We start from the raw sequence: 20463 nt of genomic DNA on the forward strand, positions 1-20463 counted from the left end.
GGAGTCATGCCGACCCGAGCCCGTGAACGTCTCGTGCAGAGCGCCGAGGACCTGTTCTACGCGGAGGGCATCCGCGCGGTGGGGGTCGAGCGGCTGCTGGAGGTGTCCGGCGTCGGGCGCGCGTCGTTCTACCGGCACTTCGCGAGCAAGGACGACCTGGTCGAGACGGTCCTGACCGAGCGCGACCAGCAGTGGCGGCAGGCGCTGGCGGAGGGCGTCGCCGCGCGCGGCGACCACCCGCTGGCGGTGTTCGACTTCCTCGCCGAGCGGTTCGCGCGGGCGGACTACCGGGGCTGCGCGTTCATCAACGCGATGGCCGAGGTGGGCGACGCGGACGCGGCGGTGTACCGGCTGGCGCGGGCCCACAAGGGGGCGGTGACGGAGTACCTGGCCGGGCTGCTGGAGAAGGCCGGGTACGCCTCGAGCGCGACGCTCGCGAAGCAGCTGATGCTGCTGGTGGACGGCGCGCTGGTCACGGCGCTACGCGAGCGCGGCGCGGAGCCGGCCCTGAGGGCGAAGGCGATTGCGGCGGCGTTGCTGGGCTGACGGGTGGTGCGGCGTTGGCTGGCGCGGTGGCTGAGGGCGCAGGGGTCGGCTGGGGTGAAGTCGAGACTCCGCGATGTGGGCGGTGGTGGTGGCGCTTTGCGGGCGCGGCGCGGAGCCGGCCCTGCAGGTGAAGGCGATTGCGGCGGCGTTGTTGGGTGACGGGCGGTGGGCCGCGGGCCGGCGTGGGGGCTGAGGGTTGCAGGGGTCGGCTCGGGTGGGGCGAAGTCGAGTTCCGCGGTGCGGGCGATGGTGGTGGCGCTTTGCGGGCGCGGCGCGGAGCCGGCCCTGAGGGCGAAGGCGATTGCGGCGGCGTTGCTGGACTGACGGGCGGTCGGCCGCTGGCCGGCGCGGTGGCTGAAGGTCTCAGGGGTGCGGCGGCCGGGGTGGGTGCCCGCTTGCGCCGGTGCTGTCACGCGCGCGGATCGGGCGGCTGGGTGGCGATGGCCGTGGCCGCAAATTCGTGGGATGAGCTCGGTGCGGCGGCGCTGTGGGTGCTGGTGAGTGCGAGGTTGCCCGGACTTCGAGGCGTGAGGCGAAAAGCCAGGTCAGGACTTCACGAGGCGTGCGATGGCGTCGCTCGCTTCGCGGACCTTGACTTCCGCTTCCCGGCCGCCGGCGCGGGCCGCGTCCACCACGCAGCTCGACAGATGCTCGTCGAGCAGTTCGAGCGAGAACGACTGCAGCGCCTTCGTCGCGGCGGAGACCTGCGTCAGGATGTCGATGCAGTACTTGTCCTCTTCGACCATCCGCTGCAGCCCGCGGATCTGGCCCTCGATCCGGCGCAGTCGCTTGAGGTAGGCGTCCTTGTCTCCGCTGTAGCTCGCCATGTCCGCCTCCGCTCTCGAAAAACTCCCGCCATCATACCCGCTCCCCGTATCCGCACCCTTGCGTCCGATGGGGCCGTCTGTTCATCTGTTTACCTGAACAGGTGATGGAGGTTATCCCGTGAGTGATCGGACTCCGCTCGGCAGGCGGGAACGGATGTCGGTGGCGGGCATGGTCGGCGTCATCCTCGCGCTCAACCTCGCCGGTTGGGGGGTCCTGCTCCTGCTGGTCGTGCCGCAGCACTTCGAGATCGGCGCGTCCGGGGTGTTCGGCGTCGGTCTCGGCGTCACGGCCTTCACCCTCGGCATGCGGCACGCGTTCGACGCCGACCACATCGCGGCGATCGACAACACCACCCGCAAGCTCATCGCCGACGGGCAGCGGCCGCTCACCGTCGGTTTCTGGTTCTCCCTCGGGCATTCCACGATCGTGTTCGGGTTGTGCCTGCTCTTGTCACTCGGCGTGCGCGCGCTCGCCGGGGAGGTCGAGGACGACTCCTCCACGCTGCACGACGTCACCGGCGTGATCGGCCTGTCCGTGTCCGGCACGTTCCTGTGCCTGCTCGGCGTCATCAACCTGGTCGTGCTGGTCGGCATCCTCCGCGTCGCCCGCGACATGCGCCGCGGGCAGTTCGACGAGGCCGAACTCGAAGCGAAGCTCGCCAGCCGCGGCCTGCTCAACCGCATCCTCGGCAAGGCCACCGCCGCCGTGCGCAAACCGTGGCACATCTACCCGGTAGGGGTACTGTTCGGCCTCGGGTTCGACACCGCCACTGAGGTCGGCCTGCTGGTCCTGGCCGGCGGCGCGGCGGCGTTCGCCCTGCCCTGGTACGCCGTCCTCGTGCTGCCGATCCTGTTCGCGGCAGGCATGACCCTGTTCGACGCCGCCGACGGCTACTTCATGAACTACGCCTACGGCTGGGCCTTCGCGCGGCCGGTGCGCAAGATCTTCTACAACATCACCGTGACCGCCCTCTCCGTCGTGGTCGCCCTGGTCATCGGCGTGATCGAGCTGATCTCCGTGCTCGTCGACCAGGCGGGGATCACGAGCGGCCTGCTGGCCTGGATCGCCGAAATAAACCTCGACCACGCGGGGTTCGTGATCGTGGGTTTGTTCGTCCTGACCTGGGTAGTCGCCTGGTCGGTGTGGCGCTTCGGCCGCATCGAGGAACGCTGGGTTACGCCCGGTACGGGTAGGGGGTATAGTCCGGAACATGACTGAGACCGTCTACACCGTCACCGGGATGACCTGCCAGCACTGCGTCGCCTCCGTCACCGAGGAGGTCACGAAGATCGAGGGCGTCCAGGACGTCAAGGTCGATCTGCCGACCGGTTCGGTCACCGTCGTGAGCGCCGCCGAGCTGAGCGATGACGCGATCCGCGCTGCCATCGACGAGGCCGGGTACGAGCTCGCCTCCCGGTGACGCGATGACCGCCGCCCCCGAGCGCGCCGAGGTCGAACTGGCCATCGGCGGCATGACCTGCGCCTCGTGCGCGAACCGGATCGAGCGCAAGCTGAACAAGCTCGACGGGGTCACCGCCACGGTCAACTACGCCACCGAGAAGGCGAAGGTCAGCTTCCCGTCGGGCGTGGACCCGCAGAAGCTGGTCGACACGGTCGTGGCCGCCGGGTACTCGGCCACGCTGCCGCAACCGGCCGAGGACGAGGAAGACCACGTCACCGGCCTGCGGGACCGCGTGCTCGCGGCGGCGGTCCTGTCGCTGCCGGTGGTCGTGCTGGCGATGGTCCCGGCCTGGCAGGTCGACTACTGGCAGTGGATCTCCCTCGCGCTGGCGACGCCGGTGGTGTTCGGCGCCGGCCTGCCGTTCCACGTGGCGGCGTGGACGAACCTCAAGCACCGCGCCGCGACGATGGACACGCTGATCTCGGTCGGCACCCTCGCGGCCTACCTGTGGTCGGTGTACGCGCTGGTGTTCACCGACGCCGGCGAGATCGGGCTGCGGCACCCGTTTGAGCTCACCATCGAGCGCAGCAGCGAAAGCCGCATCTACCTCGAGGTCGCCACGGCGGTGACCACGTTCATCCTGGCCGGGCGCTACTTCGAGGCCCGTGCGAAGCGCCGCGCCGGCGCCGCCCTGCGTGCGCTGCTCGAGCTGGGGGCCAAGGACGTCGCGGTGCTGCGGGACGGCGCCGAGGTGCGGATCCCGGCGTCGCAGCTGGTCGTGGGGGACCGGTTCGTGGTCCGGCCGGGCGAGAAGATCGCCACCGACGGCGAGGTCGAGGAGGGCTCGTCGGCGGTCGACGTGAGCATGCTGACCGGCGAGTCGGTGCCGGTCGAGGTCGGTCGGGGCGACGCGGTCGTCGGCGCCACCGTCAACGCGGGCGGGCGGCTCGTCGTGCGCGCCACCCGCGTCGGCTCGGACACGCAGCTCGCGCAGATGGCGAAGCTCGTCGAGGAGGCGCAGACCGGGAAGGCGCAGGTCCAGCGCCTGGCCGACCGCGTGTCCGGGATCTTCGTGCCGATCGTGCTGGTGCTCGCGCTGGGCACCCTGGTCACCTGGCTCGCGCTCGGCGAGCCCACCACCTCGGCCTTCACCGCGGCGGTCGCGGTGCTGATCATCGCCTGCCCGTGCGCGCTCGGGCTCGCCACGCCGACCGCACTGCTGGTCGGCACCGGCCGGGGCGCGCAGCTCGGGATCCTCATCAAGGGCCCGGAGGCGCTGGAGTCGACCCGCCGGATCGACACGGTCGTGCTGGACAAGACCGGCACGGTCACCACCGGCCGCATGTCGCTGGTCGACGTGCGGGTCGCCGACGGCGAGGACCGCGACGAGCTGCTGCGGATGGCCGGCTCGCTGGAGCACGCGTCCGAGCACCCGGTCGCCAAGGCCATCGCCGCGGCCGTGGACGAGCACGCGCCCGTCGAGGAGTTCCGCAACGTCGAGGGCCTCGGCGTGCAGGGTGTGGTCGACGGCCGCGCGGTCGTGGTCGGGCGCGCCGCGCTGCTCGCCGACTGGGGCCTGCACCTGCCGGACGCGCTCGCGCGGGCCAAGACCGAGGCGGAGGAGCTGGGCCGCACGGTCGTCGCGGCGGGCTGGGACGACCGGGTGCGCGGCCTGCTGGTGGTGGCCGACACGGTCAAGCCCACGTCCGCCGAAGCGGTGCGCCGGCTCACGGCGCTGGGGCTGCGGCCGGTCCTGCTCACCGGGGACAACGAGACCGTCGCGAAGGCGGTGGCCCGCGAGGTCGGCATCACCGAGGTGATCGCCGAGGTGCTGCCCGCCGACAAGGTCGACGCGGTGAAACGCCTGCAGGACAAGGGGAACCGGGTCGCGATGGTCGGCGACGGCGTCAACGACGCGGCCGCGCTCGCGCAGGCCGACCTCGGCCTGGCGATGGGCACCGGCACCGACGTCGCGATCGAGGCGAGCGACCTGACCCTGGTGCGTGGGGATCTGGGCGCGGCGGTCGACGCGATCCGGCTCGCGCGCCGCACGCTCGGCACCATCAAGAGCAACCTGTTCTGGGCGTTCGCCTACAACGTGGCGGCGCTCCCGCTGGCCGCGCTCGGCCTGCTCAACCCGATGATCGCCGGGGCCGCGATGGCGCTGAGCTCGGTGTTCGTGGTGAGCAACTCGCTGCGTCTGCGCGCGTTCTCGTAGGGAACTAACAACTTCGCGCCTCCCCGTGAGCCGACTACCGTAGCGGTTTCGGACCTGGGGAGGCGTGATGCCCGACGCGATCGTGATCGGTGGCGGCCAGTCCGGGCTCGCCGCGGCCAATGCGCTGCGGGAGGCCGGGCTGAAGCCGGTGGTGCTGGAGGCGGCTGCGGAGCCGGTCGGCTCCTGGCCGCGCTACTACGACAGCCTCACGCTGTTCTCGCCCGCGGGCTACAGTTCCTTGCCGGGCAAGCGTTTTCCCGGCGATCCGCGGCACTACCCGGTGCGCGACGAGGTGGTCGCCTACCTGCGCGACTACGCCGCCGGCCTGGACGTGGACATCCGCACCGGGCACCGCGTGGAATCCGTGCGCCGCAACGGGAACTTCGTCGTGCGGGCCGGGGAGGAGTTCGAGGCGCCGGTCGTCGTGGCCGCCAGCGGGTGGTTCGGCAAGCCCCACACGCCGGCGTTGCCCGGGCTGGATTCCTTCGCGGGCAAGGTGATCCACGCGGCGGACTACCGCGAGCCGAGCGCGTTCGCCGGGCAGCGGATCGTCGTGGTCGGCGCGGGCAACTCGGGCGTGCAGATCGCCGCGGAGCTGGCCGAGGTGTCGTCGGTGACGCTCGCGACCCGCAAGCCGGTGCGGTACGCGCCGCAACGACCGCTGGGCAAGGACCTGCAGTTCTGGTTCTCGGTCACCGGCGTCGCGTACCTGCCGCGCCGCATCAAGGGCGAGCCGCCGACCGTGCCGGTGATCGACACCGGCCACTACCGCGGGCTGATCCGCGCCGGGCGGCCGGACCGCCGCCCGATGTTCACCCGGCTCGACGGCAACCACGTCGTGTGGTCCGACGGCCGCCGCGAACCCGTCGACACGCTCCTGCTCGCCACCGGGTACCGGCCGGACATGCCCTACCTCGGCGGCCTCGGCGCGCTGGACGAGCGCGGCATGCCGAAGCACCGGCGCGGGGTGTCCACGTCGGTGCCCGGCCTCGGGTACGTCGGGCTGGAGTGGCAGAGCACGCTGGTGTCCGCGAGCCTGCGCGGCGTCGGCCGCGACGCGCGGTACGTGGTCCGGAAGCTGGCCGCGATGAGGTAGAAGGGACGGTGTGACCGATCGAACCGGGGCGCTGTCCGGCGTCGTCATCGCCGACTTCAGCCGGGTGCTCGCCGCGCCGTACGCGACCATGCTGCTCGCCGACCTCGGTGCCGAGGTGATCAAGGTCGAGCGTCCCGTCGCGGGCGACGACACCCGCGCGTGGGGCCCGCCGCACGCCGACGGGGAGGCCGTCTACTTCCGGTCGGTCAACCGCAACAAGCGCTCGATCACCCTCGACCTCGCCGACCCGGGCGACCTGGCCGCGGCGAAGGCGCTGGCGGACCGCGCCGACGTGGTGGTCGAGAACTTCCGCCCGGGCACGATGGCCCGTTACGGCCTGGGCTACGAGGACCTCGCGGCGGACAACCCGGGCCTGGTGTACTGCTCGATTTCCGGCTTCGGCAGCGGCGCGGGCGCGGCGCTGCCGGGCTACGACCTGCTGCTGCAGGCCGTCGGCGGGCTGATGAGCGTCACCGGCCCCGCACCGGGCGAGCCGACCAAGGTGGGCGTCGCGCTGGTGGACGTCCTGACCGGGCTGCACGCGGCCGTCGGCATCCTGTCCGCGCTGCGCCACCGGGATGCGACCGGCGAGGGGCAGCTGATCGAGGTCAGCCTGCTCGGCTCGCTGCTGTCGAGCATGGTCAACCAGAGCGCGAACCACGTGATGGCCGATGTCGTGCCGGGCATTCTCGGCAACCGGCACCCGTCGGTCGCGCCGTACGAGGTGTTCCAGGCCGCCGACCGGCCGATCGTCATCGCCGTCGGCAACGACCGCCAGTTCGCGGCGCTCACCGAAGCGCTCGGGGTGCCGGAACTGGCGACCGACGAGCGGTTCATCACCAACGCCCAGCGGGTCGCGCACGTGGCCGAGCTGGCCGAGCTCCTCGGCGCCCGGCTGCGCACGCGACCGGCGGACGAGTGGTTCGAGCTGCTCACGCCCCTCGGGGTGCCGTGCGGGCCGGTCAACGACCTCGCCGAGGCGTTCCAGCTCGCCGACCGGCTCGGGCTCGCGCCGCGCGTGCCGCTGGGCGGTCTGGACGTGGTGCGCAACCCGATCGGGCTGACGAAGACGCCGCCGGCCTACCGCCAGCCGCCGCCGAAGCTCGGCGAGCACAGCGACGAGATCCGCAGCTGGCTCAAGGACACCGACTAGCGGTTCGGCAGCAGCTCCTGGGCCTTGGTCTTGAGGCCCTCGACCAGGATGTGCCACGCGTCGCGGTCGCCCTTGAGCATCGCTTCCGTCGTGCTCTTGATCTGCTCGAACGTGGCGTGCGGCGGGATCGGCGGCACCTCCGGGTCGCAGCGCACGTCCAGCAGCGCGGGCCGGTCCGCGGACAGCACCCGGTCCCACGCCGGGCCAAGCTGGTCCGGCGAATCCACCGCGACCGCCTCGAAGCCGAGCGACCGGGCGAACTCGGCGTAGGAGAACTCCGGCAGCGACTGCGACTCCTCGAACTTCGGCGCGCCGCCCATCGCCCGCAGCTCCCACGTGACCTGGTTCAGGTCGTTGTTGTGGAACACGCACACCACCAGCCGCGGGTCGGCCCACAGGTGGTGGTAGCGCTGGATCGTGAGCAGCTCGGCCATGCCGTTCATTTGCATCGCGCCGTCGCCTTCGAGCGCGATCACCGGCCGGTCCGGGCAGGCGAACTTCGCGCCGATCGCGTATGGCACGCCCGGCCCCATCGTCGCCAGCGTGCCGGACAGCGTGCCGCGCATCCGGCCGCGCATCCGCAGGTTCCGGGCGTACCAGTTGGTCGACGAGCCCGAATCCGCGGTGACGATCGCGTCCTCCGGGATCCGCTGCGACAGCTCGTGCACGACCCGCATCGGGTTGACCGGGTCCGCCTCGACCATCGCCTGCTGCTCGACGGTCTCCCACCAGGACGCGACGTTCTTCTCGATCTCGTCCCGCCAGGCGCGGTCCTCCTTGCGCCGCACCATCGGCAGCAGTGCCCGCAGCGTGCCCTTCGCCTCGCCGACCAGGTTCACCTCGGTCGGGTAACGCATGCCGATCATGCTGCCGTCGATGTCGATCTGGATCGCGCGCGCCTTGCCGTACTCGGGCAGGAACTGGCTGTACGGGAAGTTCGATCCGACGATCAGCAGCGTGTCGCAGTCCCGCATCATCTCGTAGCTCGGCCGCGTGCCGAGCAGCCCGATCGAGCCGGTCACGTACGGCAGGTCGTCGGGCAGGACGTCCTTGCCCAGCAACGCCTTCGCGACCCCGGCGCCGGTCAGCTCGGCGATCTCGCGGACCTCGGCGGCGGCGTTGCGCGCGCCCTGCCCGATCAGGATCGCGACCTTCTCGCCTTCGTTGAGGATGTCCGCCGCGCGCCCCAGCTCGTCCTCGGGCGGGATGACCACGGGGTGCGGGAAGCCGGGCGGGCTGGACGGCACGTGCTTGAACGCGTGCTTCGGCGGCGAGTACGGCTCTTCCTGCAGGTCGTTCGGGATGATCACGGCCGTCGGCGCGCGCTTGGCCAGTGCGGTCCGGATGGCGCGGTCGAGAGCGTTCGGCAGCTGCTCGGCGACGTTGACCTCGACCAGGTACTCGCTGGCCACGTCCTTGAACAGCGGCTGCAGGTCCACTTCCTGCTGGTAGGAGCCGCCCATCGCGCTGCGCGCGGTCTGCCCGACGATCGCGACCACCGGCACGTGGTCGAGCTTGGCGTCGTACAACCCGTTGAGGAGGTGGATGGCTCCCGGCCCCGAGGTCGCCATGCACACCCCGACGTGCCCGCTGAACTTGGCGTACCCCACCGCCTCGAACGCGGCCATCTCCTCGTGACGGGCCTGGACGAAGCGAGGTTCGTTGTCCGCCTTGCCGAACGCGGCGACGATCCCGTTGATCCCGTCGCCAGGGTAGGCGAAGACCTGCTCGACGCCCCACTCCCGCAGACGCTTCAACAGGTGGTCACCGACCGTTTCCGACATGGAAGACTCCTCACGCTCCTCGGCTCAGTCCCACCAGTGACTTACCCGGGCCGCCCCGGCCCGACACCTCGGGCACGGCGGTGCTGATCGCCTGCAGCGGCAGGCCGTCGTAGACCTGCAGGGTCTGCAGGTGGTGCAGCATGATCCCCTCGCGCAACGCCCACGGGCACACGTCGACCTTGCGGATGTCGAGGGTGTCCATGGTCGCCTTGGCGACGATCGCGCCGGCCAGGATCTGCCGCGCGCGCGGCGCGGACACCCCGCGCAGGCGAGCCCGTTCGGACGTCTTCATCTCGGCCAGCCGGGGGATCCACGCGTTGAGCGCGTCGACGGTGAGGGTGCGCCGCACGAACGGGCCGCGCCGCTGCGGCGGCGCCCCGGCCAGCCGGGCGAGCTGCTTGAACGTCTTCGACGTGGCGACGGCGCGGGCCGGCACGCCCTCCCACCTCAGCCGGTCGGCGACCTCGCGCAGCATGTCCCGCACGTGCCGCCGCATCGCCTTGACCTGTTTGACCGACGGCGGGTCGTCCGGCAGGAACATCCGCGTCAGCCTGCCCGCCCCGAGCGGCAGGGACAGCGTGAGCTGCGGTTCGGCGTCGCGGCCGAGGGCGATCTCCAGCGAGCCGCCGCCGATGTCGAGCAGCAGCAGGCGGCCGGCGGACCAGCCGTACCAGCGGTGCGCGGCGGCGTAGGTCAGCCGGGCCTCGTCCTCGCCGGTGAGGAACTGCGGCCGCACGCCGGTGCGCTCCTCGATCCGGTTGATGATCTCGTCCCGGTTCGCCGCGTCCCGGATCGCCGAGGTCGCGAACAGGAACAACTGCTCGACGCGGTGCAGGCGGGCCGCGGCGAGGGCGGACTCGACCGCGTCCACCGCCCGGCAGACGCCCTCCTCCGCGATCGCCCCGCTCTCGTCGATCTGCTCGGCGAGGCGTGTGGGCTCTTTCACAGCCAGCGCCGGCAATGGCGGGGCGCCCGGGTGGGCATCCACGATCTGGAGCTGCGCGGAGTTCGATCCGATGTCCAGCACGCCGAGTCGCATAAGGGCCTAGGTACCCCGTTTAGCCCTGCGCCACACGGCTATCTCCGATCTCATGGAGACGTTCAACTACACCGCGACCGCCGACCTGCCCGCCGACGAGGCGTTCGCGTTCATCTCCGACGCACCCAACCTGCCCCGGTTCCTGCCGCAGGACCTGGCCGAAGGCTGGTTGCGCGCGGACGCGGCGAGCAGACAACTGGCGTGGGGCACGGAGAGCGACGGCGACGATTGCGGTGAGTTGCGGGTGATCGAGCGCGGCCCGGCGCAGTGCGAGATCGCGATGACCGTGCACACCCGGCGCACCGACGGCAACCAGGTGCGCACGGAGATGGAGCAGGCCGTCGCCGCGCTGACCCACAAGGCGAGCGCCGACGCCGACGAGCAGCGTGAGGACCAGCAGGCGGGCTGGGTCTGAGCCCGGCGCAGTGCTCTAATCGGGCACATGCGCGAACACGTGATCGTGTCGTCCACCACCGACAGCGAGGCCACGGCCCGGGAGCTGGCGGCGCAGGCCGTCGAGGCGCGGCTTGGCGCGTGCGCCCAGATCGTCGGACCCATCCTGAGCGTCTACCGGTGGGACGGCGAGGTGCACGCCGATCCCGAGTGGCGGGTGGAGATCAAGACCGCGGCGGACCGGGTGGCGCCGCTGGTCGAGCTGATCAAGGAGCAGCACAACTACGAGGTGCCGGAGATCATCGCGACGCCCATCGAGGGCGGCAGCGCGGAGTACCTCGAGTGGCTGGTCAAGGAGACCAGGGCCGGTTGATCGTTGACGGCCCCGCGCCGAAAACGTAAATTTCTTTCACATGTCGCGTCTGGCCCGGATAGCGCTCGTCGTCCTGTTCTGTGTTGCGATGGTCCCCGTGACGCCGGCATCCGCCGAGAACCGGTTCTACTGGGGAGTCGCCACCGCGGGCTTCCAGTCCGAAGGCGGCGCTCCGGACAGCAACTGGTCGCGCTACGTGGCCAAGGGCGGCGTCGACCCGTACGCCAACGCCACCGACTTCCGGCACCGCTACGCCGAGGACATCCGGCTGGCCCAGGACCTCGGCGTCAACACCTTCCGGTTCAGCGTCGAATGGGCTCGCGTGCAGCCCGCGCCCGGCGTGTGGGACGAGGCCGAGCTGGCCTACTACGACGACGTGGTCCGGCACATCCGCGCCGCGGGCATGACCCCGATGATCACGCTGAGCCACTGGGTGTATCCGGGGTGGGTGGCCGACCAGGGCGGGTTCACCAGCGCCAAGACCGTCGACGACTTCCTCGCCTTCACCACGCGCATCGCGGAGCGCTACGACGACGTGCTGTGGGTGACGTTCAACGAGCCGGTCGCGTTCCTCACCCAGGAGCTGCGGATCGGCGCCGTCAACCCGTTCCAGGTGCCCGCCTGGCAGACCAACGTGGTGCAGGCGCACCGCCGCGCCTACGACGAGATCCACCGGCTCGATCCGGGCGCCCAGGTGACCAGCAACCAGGCCTTCTACGCCGGCTTCAACCCGCTCACCGACCTGGTCGTGATGGACCGGATCAAGGACAAGGTCGACTTCGTCGGGCTGGACTACTACTACGGCATCAGCCTGACGAACCTGACGGCGATCTACGCGGCGTTCGAGCAGTTCTGGAAGGTGAAGCCGCAGCCGGAGGGCATCTACTACGCGCTGCGCTACTACCACGAGCGCTACCCCGACCTGCCGCTCTACATCGTGGAGAACGGCCTGCCCACGGACAACGGGAACCCGCGCGAGGACGGCTACACCCGCGCCGCGTCGATCCAGGACACGCTGTTCTGGGTGCAGCGCGCGAAGGCCGACGGCATGGACGTCATCGGCTACAACCACTGGAGCATCACCGACAACTACGAGTGGGGCAGCTACCGGCCGCGCTTCGGACTGTACGAAGTGGACGCACTCGGCGATCCGGCGCTGACCCGCAGGCCGACCGACGGCGTCGCGGCGTACCGGGACGTGATCGCGCGCGGAGGCGTCGGGCCGTCGTACCGCCTGGTCCAGGGGCCGGCGCTGTGCTCGCTGACCGCGCCGCTGAGCAGTTGCCTGTCGCCCGCCGACCCGTCCGGGCCGCTCGCGCCGCTGGGAACATCCGGGGACCGTCCGTAGTTGTCCGGACATGGCGAAGACGTTGCGGTGGGCCCTGCCCGCGCTGCTCGGCACGGCGGTGGCGGCCCTGTGGGAGATCCCGGTCGCGTTCGGCGGGCGGCCCGACCCCGAGCGCATGCGGCGCTCCCCGCAGTTCCACGACGGCCGGTTCCGCAACCTCGCGCCGCCGCTCGTGCAGCCGGCCAGGGCACGCGACCTGGTCGGCGAGATGGTGTTCGGCAAGCAGCAACGCAAGCCGACCGGCCCGGTGCCGCTGGTGCGGCCTGCCGCGCCCGCCGATGAGGGGCTGCACATCACCTGGTACGGCCACGCGTCGTCGCTGATCGAGATCGACGGCCGGAAGGTTCTGGTGGACCCGGTGTGGGGCGAGCGGGTGTCGCCGTCCCGGTTCGTCGGCCCGAAGCGCATGCACCGGCCGCCGCACCAGCTGTCCGAGCTGCCGGAGCTGGACGTGATCATCGTGTCGCACGACCACTACGACCACCTGGACCGGCCGACGGTGGTGCGGCTGGCGAAGACGCAGAGCGCGCCGTTCGTGGTGCCGCTCGGAGTGGGCGCGCACCTGCGGCGGTGGCGGATTCCCGCGGAGCGGATCATCGAGCTGGACTGGGACGAGACGGTCTCGGTCGGCGGGGTGGACGTGACCGCGTCGGCGGCCCAGCACTTCTCCGGGCGGGCCTTCACGCGGAACAACACGTTGTGGGCGTCGTGGATCGTGGCGCGTTCCGGGCGGAAGGTGTTCTACACGGCGGACTCCGGCTACTTCGACGGCTACCGCACGATCGGCGAGAAGTACGGGCCGTTCGACGCCGCGATCGTGCAGATCGGCGCGTACCACCCGGCGTGGCCGGACATCCACATGACGCCCGAGGAGGGGGTCGCCGCGCACCTCGACGTCCGCGGCGGGCTGCTGATCCCGGTGCACTGGGGCACGTTCCGCCTGGCGATGCACGGCTGGGCCGAGCCGGCGGAGCGGGTCTGGCGGGAAGCGAAGGCCCACGACGTGGCGCTGGCGGTGCCGCGCCCAGGCGAGCGGATCGACGTGGACGCCCCGAAGCCGGTCGACCCCTGGTGGCAGCCGATCGGCTGAGCCAAGCAGCTTGAACCAAACCCGAGCTGGGCCGAGGGGCTTTTCTGTCATCCCGGAGCCTGCCCGTCCGGCGAGGACTCCCTTGATCCCTGGACCCGCCGCCTGACACGGCGACGCGCCCAGCCGCCCCAGATCAGACCCGCACCCTGCTCAGCCCGACGCGGTCCGCCGCGCGGCGGATCTTGAAGAACGTGTTCCGGAACCACGCCATCAGCGTCGCGCGCGCGTCCGGGTCCAGCTGCTCCTCACCGGCGGCCTTCACGGCCTTGTAGTGGTCGATGAGGGTGTGCAGCCACGCGTCCACGTCCCGGACGCTCTCCAGCTGCACCATCCCGCCCGTCTCCGGCAGCCGCCGCAGGAACTCCTCGTGCGTGTTGCGGACCCAGTGCGACAGCTTGAGGTCGATCTCGGGGATCACGACCGGCGGGTCCAGCTCGAACGCCAGCCGCGAGCGCCACCCGAGCAGCTCCCGCTCCACCGGGTGGTCCCAGCGGCCGGGGCGGCCAAGCTGGTGGCCGGCGATGCGGCGCTCGGCGAACCACAGGAAGTCCTCGGACCCCCGGCGCAGGGTGCTGATCATCGACGGCGCCAGCGCGCCGATCACGGTCCGGTCGACGACGTCCCACGTCGTGCCGCCCGCGAACGGACTGTCGATCTTGAGGGTCTTCGCGGTCCGCACTCTGAATTACTGCCTCATCTTCCCGTTTGTCCGCAACCCGCCAACGGTGTGCTTTACCTCATGCCGAGCCTGCGGTCGAGGCTGATCTCGATCACCACCCGCTCCGGGTTCGGCTTCGGGTGCCGGTGGTACCGCACGGCATAACGGTTTTCCGCGTCCGCCACCGACTCCGGATCCTCGCGGACCACCGCCGATCCCTCCAAACTCGACCAGCGGCGACCGTCCACCTGGCTCACCACGACACGCGCGGGCTGCCCGAGCCGGACGTTGCGCGCCTTGACGCTGCCGCCGCGGCAGATCACCCGCGCCGTGGTGAAGTCCTGGTCCACGGTGACCCCGACCGGCACGACGTGCGGCCTCCCGTCCGGACGCAGGGTCGTGAGCATGCACAGGTGCCGCTCGGCCCAGAACGCCCGCAGCTCGTCGCTGGGCGCCTCGGTGGTCCAGGTCATGCGCGTCCCTTCGCGTCGGTCGGTGTCCATCTTGCCAAGATCTTCTCCATGATGGGCTCCACCCACGCGCTCACCGGCTGGTGCGCCGGTCTCGCGCTCGCCCCGGCCATCGGCGCCGGCTCCGTGCACCAGGCGCTGGCATTCGCCGCGACGACCGCGGGGTTCGCGCTGCTGCCGGACCTCGACCACCCCCACGCCCGCGCCTCGAAGCTGCTCGGGCCGATCACCGGCCTGGTGTGCTGGCTGCTCCGGCACACCTCGGCGGCGCTGTACAAGGTCACGAAGGGCCCGCGCGACGAGCGGGGCCGGGGCAGCCACCGGCACCTGTCGCACACGCTGCTGTTCGCGATCGGCCTCGGCGCCGCGACGACGTACGGCACCCGGGCCGGCGGCTGGTACGTCGTGGCCGGGGTGGTGTTGTTCGCGCTGCTCCTCGCCGCGGACGCGCTGGGGGATTGGCTGCTGCTGGTCGCCGGCGGCGGGGTCGTGTGGTGGGCGCTGACGGCCAGCGCCGCCGCGGAGTTGTCGCAGCTCACCGGCTGGCTGGGGATCGCGGTGGCGGTCGGCTGTTTCGTGCACTGCCTCGGCGACGCGCTCACCGAGTCCGGCTGCCCGTTCCTGTTCCCGGTGCCGATCGCCGGGGAGACCTGGTACGAGCTGCGGCCGCCGTCGTTCCTGCGGTTCCGCACCGGCAAGGGCGTGGAGAAGTTCCTGGTCGTGCCGGTGTTCACGGTGCTGGCGGTGTTGCTGGTGCCCGGCGCGTGGCCGGGTCTGGTCGGGCTGTTCGCGGAACCGACCGTGACCGCAGGCGGCTAGAATCGGACACGATGACGACCCCCGCGAGCCGCACCGGACTGCGCGCCGACGCGCGCCGCAACCGCGCCCGTGTCCTGGCGGCGGCGCACGAGGCGTTCGCGGACGAGGGCCCGTCGGTGCCGCTGGACGAGATCGCCCGGCGGGCGGGGGTCGGCGCCGGCACGGTGTACCGGCACTTCCCCAGCAAGGAACTGCTGTTCGAGGCCGTCGTGCTGGACCGGATCGCATGGCTGGCCGGGCAGGCGCGGGAACGGCTCGACGCGGCCGACCCCGGCGCGGCGTTCTTCGAGTTCTTCGACGTGGTGGCCGAGCAGGCGCTGCTGAACAAGGCCCTGTGCGACGCGCTGGAGGCGAGCACCGGGCTGCCGTTCAAGGCCGCGTCGGACGAACGCGCTGAGTTCCGCGCCGCGTTCGCCGACCTGCTGCGCCGCGCCCAGGCCGCGGGCGCGGTCCGGGCGGACGTCGAACCCGGCGACCTGACCGCGCTGCTCGCGGGCTACCTCGCGATCCAGCGCCAGGCCCCGCAGGGCCGCCCACTGGCGAAGATCATCGTCGACGGCCTGCGCGCCTAGCGCGCGAGCGCCCGATTTTGTCGGTACCCCCTGCGACGATGAACTCGCTGGCCGCGGCCTGACCTGCGCGGGCCCCCACGGCAGGGGTCGTGCGGCCGGTGTCGAGCGCTTCGAGCCCGCGCTGGCGGAGTTCCCGGGCGGGACTGCGGTTCCGGGCGACGTGCCGCGGATCGCGGCGGAGAACTGGGTCGTCCTGGTCGGTGGCAGGCTGGACGCTCCGGTTGCGCCTCGGAGACGCACCCAAGGCGCCGCCAGCCGGAGCGGTCAGCGCTGCACGGCCATCTCGCCAAGCTCGGACCAGTCCTCCTGCGGCACCTCGAAGTTGACGATCCGCGGGGTCTCCGCCAGGTGCGGCGGCAGCGTCCGCTGCGCTTCCTTGAAGTGGTCGGACTGGACGTGCGCGGCACCCGCGTCGCCGTCGCGGAAGGCTTCCACCAGCACGTACTCGTTGGGGTCCTCGACGCTGCGCGACCAGTCGAACCACAGGCACCCCGGCTCGGCGCGGGTGGCGAGCGTGAAGTCCCGCGCGATGTCGGGCCAGTCGTCGGCGTGCTGGGGCAGGATCCGGAACTTCGCGGTGATGAAAATCATGGGTACACCGTAGAGCCGCGGGGCCGCGACCACATCGGACGCGGCCCCGCGCGGGTCACGGCGTGACGCCGAACTGGTTCGCCAGGTCCGTCAGCATCGCCGAGGCGCCCTGCAGGCTCACGGCGCTGAACCACGTGGTGTCGGAGACGTCGACGATCTTGCCCTTCAGCGTGGCCCACAGCGGGTTGGCCTGGAACTTCGCCTTCGGGTCCTCCGCCGTCTTCGTCTCGTCCTGGTACGACGACACGAAGATGACGTCCGCGTCCAGCTTCGCGATGTCCTCCTGGCTGAGGTTCACCGAGATCTTGTCGCTCGCGTCCGGCTGCCCGGCGGGGCGGGACAGCTTGGCGTCGGCCATGACGATGCCGGGGTAGGACGCGCTGCTGTAGAGGCGCACGGTCGGCTCGCCCTCGACGAACCGCACGATCGACACCGTCGGCGCGCGGCCGAGCTTCGCGGCGATCTCCTGGCCGATCCGCTGCGCCCGCTGCTCGTACGCGCCGATCTTCTGCTCGGCCAGCGGCTCCTTGCCGAGGACCTGCGCGAGCAGCCGGATGTTGTCCTTCCAGATCGCGCCGGTGGTCGTGGAGAAGACCGTCGGGGCGACCCCGGTGAACTGCTCGTAGTACTTCTCGTGCCGCACCTTCGCCGACACGATCACGTCCGGCTTGATGTCGTAGAGCTGCTCGACGTCCGGGGTCTCCAGCGGGCCGATCACCTTGGCGCCCTCGCCGAAGCGGCGGTCCTCGCCGAGGTACTCGGGCAGCTGGTCGAAGTTGCGGTACTTCGTGTACGCCACGACCTGGGCTTCCAGCGCGAGCGCGGCGTCCACGTAGCTGGTGTCGAGCGCGGCGACCGTCTTCGGCTGCGTCTCGAGCACGGTCGAGCCCATCGCGTGCTGGATGGTGCGCGGGAACCCGGCCTGGCCGGCCCCGCTCTCCTGCGTGGCCTCGTCGCCGCCGCCCCCGCACGCGGTGAGGGTCAGGCTCGCGGTCACGGCCAGCGCCAGTGCTGCTCGCCACGGTCTCGTCATCGTGATCTCTCTTTCGGTTAGCCTTGCCTAACGCGGAGCATAGGATGCGGTTTGTCCCGTTTGGAAGCTCGAGTTGGATAGGCGACATCAGTGACGGTGGTGGCGACAGCCCGGCCACGGACGCGGAGGCAGCGTCGTCTCGCCGGTATCGGCGGGCTCGCCGTCCTGCTGGTCCTCATCTGCGCGGCGAGCGTCGCGCTGGGTACGAAGTCGATCCCGCTCGGTGAGGTGTGGACGGCGCTCACCCAGCCGTCCGGGTCCGAATCGGACATCATCGTCCGGTCGCTGCGGTTGCCGCGGACCGTGCTCGGCCTGCTCGTCGGGCTCGCGATCGGTGTCGCGGGCGCGCTCATGCAGGGTCACACGCGCAACCCGCTCGCCGACCCCGGTCTGCTCGGCGTCACGCACGGCGCGGCGCTGGCTGTGGTGTTCGCCGTCGTGGTGCTCGGGATCGACGGCCTCTACGGGTTCATCTGGTTCGGGTTCGCCGGCGCGCTGCTGGCCAGCGTCGCGGTGTTCCTGCTCGGCGCGGTCGGCGGCAAGGGCGCGACCCCGGTGACGCTCGCGCTCGCCGGCGCCGCGGTGAGCGCGCTGCTGCACGGGCTGGTGTCGGCGATCATCCTCGGTGACGAGCGCGGCATGGAGATCTACCGCTTCTGGCGGATCGGGTCGATCGCCGGGCGAGACTTCGCGATCACCGGTCAGATCGCGCCGTTCCTGGTGGCCGGTCTGCTGCTCGCGCTGATGAACACGCCCGGCCTGAACACGCTGGCGCTGGGGGAGGACGTCGCGACCGCGCTCGGCCAGCGCGTGCTGCGTACCCGGGTGCTCGGCGTCGCCGCGATCACGCTGCTGACCGGTTCGGCGGTCGCCGCGTGCGGGCCGATCGCGTTCCTCGGGCTCGTCGTGCCGCACCTGGCCCGCGCGATCACCGGCCCGGACTACCGCTGGCTGGTGCCGGTGGCCGGGCTGCTCGGCGCGGTGCTGCTGCTGACGGCCGACGTCCTCGGGCGGGTGCTGACCGGCGACAACTTCGAGGTGGGCATCCTGCTCGCGATCATCGGGGCGCCCGTGTTCATCGTGCTGGTGCGGCGGCGGGGGCTGAGCAAGGTATGACTCGCAAGGTGCTGGCCGCCGGGCCGGTGGCGTGGACGGTCAAGCCGCGGCTGGTCGCGGTCGTCGTCATCGCGGCGGTGCTGCTGGTGCTCGTCGCCGCGATCAACATCGGGATGGGCAGTTCCCACATCGGGATCTGGAACGTGCTGGAGACCCTGCTCGGCGGCGGGACCCGGCGGGAGCGCGGGATCATCTTCGACCTGCGCCTGCCGCGCACGCTCGCCGGTGTGCTGGTCGGCGCCGCGCTCGGGCTGTCCGGCGCGTTGTTCCAGTCGGTCGCGCGGAACCCGCTGGCCAGCCCGGACATCCTGGGCATCACGTGGGGCGCCGGGGTCGGCGCGGTGACCGCGATCGTCGCGGGCGGGTACCGCGGCCAGGTCAGCGGCATGGTGAGCGCGCTCGGCGTGCCGGTCGCCGGGCTGATCGGCGGGCTGCTGGCGGGCGTGCTGCTGTACGCGTTGTCGTGGCGGCGCGGCATCGACGGCTACCGCATGGTGCTGATCGGGATCGGGTTGTGGGCGATCAGCTACAACATCGTGAACTGGCTGCTGGCCGCCGGCGACGTGAACGACGCGGCGCGCGCGACGACGTGGCTGGTCGGCAACCTCGCCGACGTCGGGTGGGATTCGGTCGGCCCGGTCGCGATCGCGCTGGCCGTGCTGGTGCCGATCACCCTGATCTGCGGGCGCACCGTCGGAGGCTTGCAGTTCGGCGACGACACCGCGCGCGGGCTGGGCATCCGGGTCGACGGCGCCCGTGGTGCGCTGCTGTTGCTGGCGGCCGCGCTGGCCGCGATCGCGACCGCCGCGGCCGGGCCGATCACGTTCGTCGCGCTGGCGACGCCGCAGATCGCGGTGCGGCTGGCGAAGACTGCGCAGCCGCCGCTGTTCGGGTCGATGGTGCTGGGCGCGCTGCTGACCGTGGGGGCGGACTTGCTGACCCGGTTGCTGCTGCCGGACCTGCCGGTCGGGGTGCTGACCGCGATCCTCGGCGCGCCCTACCTGATCTTCCTGTTCGTCCGGAGCCGCCGGGAGGCACGAGCATGACGTCACGACTGCGGGCCGAGGGCCTGAAGCTGGGGTACGGCGAGCGGCTGGTGGTCGACGGCCTGGACCTGGACGTCCTGGACGGCACGATCACCGCGATCATCGGCCCGAACGGGTGCGGCAAGTCGACCCTGCTGCGGGCGCTGGCGCGGTTGCTGGCGCCGCGGGAGGGCGCGGTCCTGCTGGACGGCGAGCGGATCGACAAGCTGCCGACGCGCGAGGTCGCCAAGGTGGTCGGGCTGCTGCCGCAGTCGCCGGTCGCGCCCGAGGGCCTGACGGTCGGCGACCTGGTGGCGCGCGGGCGGCACCCGCACCAGCGCTGGTACCGGCAGTGGTCGACGTCGGACGACGAGGCGATCTCCACGGCGTTGCGCTTGACCGGGATGGACGTGCTGGAGGACCGCGTGGTCGACGAACTGTCCGGCGGCCAGCGGCAGCGCGCGTGGATCTCGATGACGCTCGCGCAGGAGACCGGATTGCTGCTGCTGGACGAGCCGATCACCTACCTGGACCTGGCCCACCAGATCGACGTGCTGGACCTGGTGCACCGCCTGCACCGCGACCGCGGCACCACGGTCGTGATGGTCCTGCACGATCTGAACCTGGCCGCCCGTTACGCCGACACGCTGGTCGCGATGCGCGACGGGCGGATCATCGCGCAGGGGCCGCCGTCGGCCGTGCTGACGGAGCCGCTGCTGGACGAGATCTTCGGCCTCTCGGCGAAGGTCCTGCCCGACCCGGTCTCCGGAACGCCGCTGGTGGTGCCGATCAGCGCACACCTGCAGAACGACGACTGACCGCGGGGGAGCCGCCCGGTCACACCGGCGCTGCTGCCGCCCCACCGCGCCGCCAACGGTGCTGCCGTTACCGCGTGCCGCCTGCCGCCAC

At 71.6% G+C, this 20463-nt stretch carries 22 protein-coding genes; 15 read left to right on the plus strand and 7 right to left on the minus strand.

What is annotated here, in order from left to right; genetic code table 11:
* Positions 1–6: 6 nt before the first annotated feature.
* Positions 7–546: a TetR/AcrR family transcriptional regulator gene (locus AMY39116_RS0304615; RefSeq protein WP_027935635.1), complete on the plus strand. Its 540-nt coding sequence runs from the start codon at positions 7–9 to the stop codon at positions 544–546.
* 545 nt (positions 547–1091) lie between these two features.
* On the opposite strand, the gene AMY39116_RS0304630 is transcribed toward AMY39116_RS0304615, so the two are convergent.
* Positions 1092–1373, minus strand: coding sequence for a metal-sensitive transcriptional regulator (locus tag AMY39116_RS0304630; protein WP_017986268.1), 282 nt, complete (start codon positions 1371–1373; stop codon positions 1092–1094).
* A 154-nt stretch (positions 1374–1527) separates the two neighbouring features.
* Here AMY39116_RS0304630 and AMY39116_RS42210 point away from each other — a divergent pair, with 154 nt between their 5' ends.
* The 5 genes from AMY39116_RS42210 (at position 1528) to AMY39116_RS0304655 (ending at position 7243) form a co-directional block, all read left to right on the plus strand.
* Positions 1528–2592, plus strand: a complete 1065-nt coding sequence (locus AMY39116_RS42210) for a HoxN/HupN/NixA family nickel/cobalt transporter (RefSeq protein ID WP_020416535.1) — start codon at positions 1528–1530, stop codon at positions 2590–2592.
* Positions 2585–2794: a heavy-metal-associated domain-containing protein gene (locus AMY39116_RS0304640; RefSeq protein WP_017986270.1), complete on the plus strand. Its 210-nt coding sequence runs from the start codon at positions 2585–2587 to the stop codon at positions 2792–2794. The genes AMY39116_RS42210 and AMY39116_RS0304640 overlap by 8 nt, the downstream gene beginning before the upstream one ends.
* A gap of 4 nt (positions 2795–2798) precedes the next feature.
* A complete protein-coding gene (locus AMY39116_RS0304645) occupies positions 2799–4994 on the plus strand; it encodes a cation-translocating P-type ATPase (RefSeq protein WP_020416536.1) in 2196 nt (731 codons plus the stop codon).
* 67 nt (positions 4995–5061) lie between these two features.
* A complete protein-coding gene (locus AMY39116_RS0304650; RefSeq protein WP_020416537.1) occupies positions 5062–6090 on the plus strand; it encodes an NAD(P)/FAD-dependent oxidoreductase in 1029 nt (342 codons plus the stop codon).
* Between the two features lie 10 nt (positions 6091–6100).
* Positions 6101–7243 (plus strand): CaiB/BaiF CoA-transferase family protein, encoded by a 1143-nt coding sequence (locus AMY39116_RS0304655; protein WP_020416538.1) that lies wholly within the window; start codon positions 6101–6103, stop codon positions 7241–7243.
* On the opposite strand, the gene AMY39116_RS0304660 is transcribed toward AMY39116_RS0304655, so the two are convergent.
* Together AMY39116_RS0304660 and AMY39116_RS0304665 are read right to left on the minus strand one after the other, a co-directional pair.
* On the minus strand, positions 7240–9027 hold the full coding sequence (locus AMY39116_RS0304660; protein ID WP_020416539.1) for a thiamine pyrophosphate-requiring protein: 1788 nt from the start codon (positions 9025–9027) through the stop codon (positions 7240–7242). The two genes, AMY39116_RS0304655 and AMY39116_RS0304660, sit on opposite strands and share 4 nt — an antisense overlap.
* A 10-nt stretch (positions 9028–9037) precedes the next feature.
* A complete protein-coding gene (locus AMY39116_RS0304665; protein ID WP_020416540.1) occupies positions 9038–10066 on the minus strand; it encodes a Ppx/GppA phosphatase family protein in 1029 nt (342 codons plus the stop codon).
* A 52-nt stretch (positions 10067–10118) separates the two neighbouring features.
* Here AMY39116_RS0304665 and AMY39116_RS0304670 point away from each other — a divergent pair, with 52 nt between their 5' ends.
* From AMY39116_RS0304670 to AMY39116_RS0304685, 4 genes are all read left to right on the plus strand, one after another.
* A complete protein-coding gene (locus AMY39116_RS0304670; RefSeq protein ID WP_020416541.1) occupies positions 10119–10481 on the plus strand; it encodes a hypothetical protein in 363 nt (120 codons plus the stop codon).
* 27 nt (positions 10482–10508) lie between these two features.
* Entirely contained in the window at positions 10509–10832 is a 324-nt protein-coding gene (gene cutA, locus AMY39116_RS0304675; RefSeq protein WP_020416542.1) for a divalent-cation tolerance protein CutA, read from the plus strand.
* A gap of 88 nt (positions 10833–10920) precedes the next feature.
* Positions 10921–12180 (plus strand): glycoside hydrolase family 1 protein, encoded by a 1260-nt coding sequence (locus AMY39116_RS0304680; RefSeq protein WP_020416543.1) that lies wholly within the window; start codon positions 10921–10923, stop codon positions 12178–12180.
* A gap of 10 nt (positions 12181–12190) precedes the next feature.
* Positions 12191–13270 (plus strand): MBL fold metallo-hydrolase, encoded by a 1080-nt coding sequence (locus AMY39116_RS0304685; RefSeq protein ID WP_020416544.1) that lies wholly within the window; start codon positions 12191–12193, stop codon positions 13268–13270.
* 133 nt (positions 13271–13403) lie between these two features.
* Here the strand turns inward: AMY39116_RS0304685 and AMY39116_RS0304690 are convergent, their stop codons facing one another.
* Both AMY39116_RS0304690 and AMY39116_RS0304695 read right to left on the minus strand, forming a co-directional pair.
* Complete coding sequence (locus tag AMY39116_RS0304690) at positions 13404–13949, minus strand: hypothetical protein (RefSeq protein WP_020416545.1); 546 nt, start codon at positions 13947–13949, stop codon at positions 13404–13406.
* Positions 13950–14002: 53 nt separating this feature from the next.
* Positions 14003–14431: a TIGR03618 family F420-dependent PPOX class oxidoreductase gene (locus AMY39116_RS0304695; RefSeq protein WP_020416546.1), complete on the minus strand. Its 429-nt coding sequence runs from the start codon at positions 14429–14431 to the stop codon at positions 14003–14005.
* An 18-nt stretch (positions 14432–14449) separates the two neighbouring features.
* Here AMY39116_RS0304695 and AMY39116_RS0304700 point away from each other — a divergent pair, with 18 nt between their 5' ends.
* A complete protein-coding gene (locus tag AMY39116_RS0304700) occupies positions 14450–15217 on the plus strand; it encodes a metal-dependent hydrolase (protein WP_027935637.1) in 768 nt (255 codons plus the stop codon).
* An 11-nt stretch (positions 15218–15228) separates the two neighbouring features.
* On the plus strand, positions 15229–15789 hold the full coding sequence (locus AMY39116_RS0304705; RefSeq protein WP_020416548.1) for a TetR/AcrR family transcriptional regulator: 561 nt from the start codon (positions 15229–15231) through the stop codon (positions 15787–15789).
* Positions 15790–16053: 264 nt separating this feature from the next.
* On the opposite strand, the gene AMY39116_RS0304710 is transcribed toward AMY39116_RS0304705, so the two are convergent.
* Both AMY39116_RS0304710 and AMY39116_RS0304715 read right to left on the minus strand, forming a co-directional pair.
* Positions 16054–16380, minus strand: a complete 327-nt coding sequence (locus tag AMY39116_RS0304710) for a putative quinol monooxygenase (protein WP_020416549.1) — start codon at positions 16378–16380, stop codon at positions 16054–16056.
* Between the two features lie 55 nt (positions 16381–16435).
* Positions 16436–17413, minus strand: coding sequence for an iron-siderophore ABC transporter substrate-binding protein (locus tag AMY39116_RS0304715; protein ID WP_235716056.1), 978 nt, complete (start codon positions 17411–17413; stop codon positions 16436–16438).
* Positions 17414–17503: 90 nt separating this feature from the next.
* On the opposite strand from AMY39116_RS0304715, the gene AMY39116_RS0304720 reads away from it, so the two are divergent.
* Genes AMY39116_RS0304720 through AMY39116_RS0304730 form a run of 3 tightly spaced genes read left to right on the plus strand, consistent with a single transcriptional unit; the run spans position 17504 to position 20372 of the window.
* Positions 17504–18529: an iron ABC transporter permease gene (locus AMY39116_RS0304720; RefSeq protein WP_020416551.1), complete on the plus strand. Its 1026-nt coding sequence runs from the start codon at positions 17504–17506 to the stop codon at positions 18527–18529.
* Positions 18526–19575, plus strand: coding sequence for an iron chelate uptake ABC transporter family permease subunit (locus AMY39116_RS0304725; protein WP_020416552.1), 1050 nt, complete (start codon positions 18526–18528; stop codon positions 19573–19575). Before AMY39116_RS0304720 ends, AMY39116_RS0304725 begins: the two co-directional genes overlap by 4 nt.
* The gene (locus tag AMY39116_RS0304730) at positions 19572–20372 is read left to right on the plus strand and encodes an ABC transporter ATP-binding protein (protein WP_020416553.1); all 801 of its coding nucleotides are present in this window, start codon (positions 19572–19574) and stop codon (positions 20370–20372) included. The genes AMY39116_RS0304725 and AMY39116_RS0304730 overlap by 4 nt, the downstream gene beginning before the upstream one ends.
* Positions 20373–20463: the final 91 nt, after the last annotated feature.

The sequence above is a fragment of the Amycolatopsis sp. ATCC 39116 genome (assembly GCF_000231075.2).
In the GTDB taxonomy this organism is placed as follows: domain Bacteria; phylum Actinomycetota; class Actinomycetes; order Mycobacteriales; family Pseudonocardiaceae; genus Amycolatopsis_E; species Amycolatopsis_E tucumanensis.

Bases quoted from the DNA above. Each gene is read 5' to 3' on its own strand.
- AMY39116_RS0304650 (WP_020416537.1), top strand. From the start codon at position 5,062: ATGCCCGACGCGATCGTGATCGGTGGCGGCCAGTCCGGGCTCGCCGCG.
- AMY39116_RS0304680 (WP_020416543.1), top strand. From the start codon at position 10,921: ATGGTCCCCGTGACGCCGGCATCCGCCGAGAACCGGTTCTACTGGGGA.
- AMY39116_RS0304715 (WP_235716056.1), bottom strand. From the start codon at position 17,413: ATGACGAGACCGTGGCGAGCAGCACTGGCGCTGGCCGTGACCGCGAGC.
- AMY39116_RS0304670 (WP_020416541.1), top strand. From the start codon at position 10,119: ATGGAGACGTTCAACTACACCGCGACCGCCGACCTGCCCGCCGACGAG.
- AMY39116_RS0304725 (WP_020416552.1), top strand. From the start codon at position 18,526: ATGACTCGCAAGGTGCTGGCCGCCGGGCCGGTGGCGTGGACGGTCAAG.
- AMY39116_RS0304705 (WP_020416548.1), top strand. From the start codon at position 15,229: ATGACGACCCCCGCGAGCCGCACCGGACTGCGCGCCGACGCGCGCCGC.
- AMY39116_RS0304730 (WP_020416553.1), top strand. From the start codon at position 19,572: ATGACGTCACGACTGCGGGCCGAGGGCCTGAAGCTGGGGTACGGCGAG.
- AMY39116_RS0304695 (WP_020416546.1), bottom strand. From the start codon at position 14,431: ATGGACACCGACCGACGCGAAGGGACGCGCATGACCTGGACCACCGAG.
- AMY39116_RS42210 (WP_020416535.1), top strand. From the start codon at position 1,528: ATGTCGGTGGCGGGCATGGTCGGCGTCATCCTCGCGCTCAACCTCGCC.
- cutA (WP_020416542.1), top strand. From the start codon at position 10,509: ATGCGCGAACACGTGATCGTGTCGTCCACCACCGACAGCGAGGCCACG.
- AMY39116_RS0304615 (WP_027935635.1), top strand. From the start codon at position 7: ATGCCGACCCGAGCCCGTGAACGTCTCGTGCAGAGCGCCGAGGACCTG.
- AMY39116_RS0304630 (WP_017986268.1), bottom strand. From the start codon at position 1,373: ATGGCGAGCTACAGCGGAGACAAGGACGCCTACCTCAAGCGACTGCGC.
- AMY39116_RS0304665 (WP_020416540.1), bottom strand. From the start codon at position 10,066: ATGCGACTCGGCGTGCTGGACATCGGATCGAACTCCGCGCAGCTCCAG.
- AMY39116_RS0304660 (WP_020416539.1), bottom strand. From the start codon at position 9,027: ATGTCGGAAACGGTCGGTGACCACCTGTTGAAGCGTCTGCGGGAGTGG.
- AMY39116_RS0304640 (WP_017986270.1), top strand. From the start codon at position 2,585: ATGACTGAGACCGTCTACACCGTCACCGGGATGACCTGCCAGCACTGC.
- AMY39116_RS0304685 (WP_020416544.1), top strand. From the start codon at position 12,191: ATGGCGAAGACGTTGCGGTGGGCCCTGCCCGCGCTGCTCGGCACGGCG.
- AMY39116_RS0304645 (WP_020416536.1), top strand. From the start codon at position 2,799: ATGACCGCCGCCCCCGAGCGCGCCGAGGTCGAACTGGCCATCGGCGGC.
- AMY39116_RS0304700 (WP_027935637.1), top strand. From the start codon at position 14,450: ATGATGGGCTCCACCCACGCGCTCACCGGCTGGTGCGCCGGTCTCGCG.
- AMY39116_RS0304710 (WP_020416549.1), bottom strand. From the start codon at position 16,380: ATGATTTTCATCACCGCGAAGTTCCGGATCCTGCCCCAGCACGCCGAC.